1 pseudogene is annotated in these 1,231 nt (G+C 57.8%); it reads left to right on the top strand.

Going from position 1 to position 1,231, the window contains the following annotated elements:
* Positions 1-192: 192 nt before the first annotated feature.
* Positions 193-1,231, top strand: a pseudogene (locus Z052_RS02735) (hypothetical protein); the annotation flags it as partial.

The raw sequence follows: 1,231 nt of genomic DNA, 5'->3' as shown, positions 1-1,231 counted from the left end.
AGCGCCTCAATTCAGGTAAAGTCCTTTGGGTGGTTGGTGGTTTCGTCGTGCTAGGCTAGTCTAGCCCGAGGTTTCACGATTAATCAGCCGCTCTCGTCGGGAGGCGGAATCGCGACGCTCCTTCGCCCCCTCTTTCTTTGATTTGATATTTAATACTGAAAATATATCTGTCCGGTGTCTGATACTCAACTAATGTATCGGTTCACCCCGGACGAAATCGATCACGAGCGAGCCCACCACCAAGCGGTCATTCAGGGAGCCGACGACCTGGACGTCAAGCGGATCGGAAACCTCGGCGAACTCGCGTTCGAGCAGTTCTGTCGCGAGTACCTCCCCGTCGAGATGTGGGAGTAGGAAAATAAGGAAGCAATCCGGCGGTGTAACTCCGAGAGCTTCTCCGGACACGACTTCGAGGTGTTCGGCTACACGGTCGACGTGAAGTCATCGCGAGACGTCTCGGCCTTCCTTCCCGAGTCGCTCGTTGAACGGGATCCCGATGACGACATCGTAGTAATGGTCTGGCATCGGGACAACGAGGACAGTCTAATGCTACTCGGGTGGGAGCGACTCGAGACACTGAAATCGAAGGTCGAAACGGAGAAGGCGTTCTCAGGCGAGTCCCCGGAAAAACTCGACCACCTCGCGGCCCGCCCGATGAACGAACTGATCGACCTCGGGCCCAACACCGCTCACATGAACCAGAAGCCGGAGAATCCGTTTTCACCAGGGGATCGGGTGGTGAAGGCTGGCGACTCGGAGCCGTCGGTGGGGATCGTCGTCGAGGTACTGCCGCCGGAGCAGAACACCGGTGCGTTCGAACACGAAATGGACGGGGAAGCGGTTCGGGTCGCCTTTCCGAGTTCGCTCGACGAGGGACCAGGTGCGTGGCGGGACTACCACCCCGCGATCCTCGCGTCGTACTGTGACGACCAGGACGTCAAGCTCTGGACGTACAAACACGAGAATCTCGCGTTCGCGGAGAACCCGTATGTGTCGGGGGACCAGATACTCAAGACCAGCCATAGCGATCCGAACACGGCCGTCGTGGTGGAAGGCTCTGAGGAGCGTGGTGATGACAACGTGGCAGTCGCGTTCTTGGGTGACTTCGAGGCGGAGGACGTATCGCCGGGAGAGCTTGCGACGCACTGTGAGGAGAACGGGATTAAGTGCTACACGTACGAGTATTCGGAACTGAATTTCTCAACGCAAGACTCAGTCGATCACATCGACA

It is taken from the genome of Halorubrum sp. C191 (assembly GCF_002727095.1).
Lineage (GTDB): Archaea > Halobacteriota > Halobacteria > Halobacteriales > Haloferacaceae > Halorubrum > Halorubrum ezzemoulense.
The sequence above is the reverse complement of the archived record's forward strand: the minus strand, read 5'-3'. Positions and strand labels throughout refer to the sequence as shown.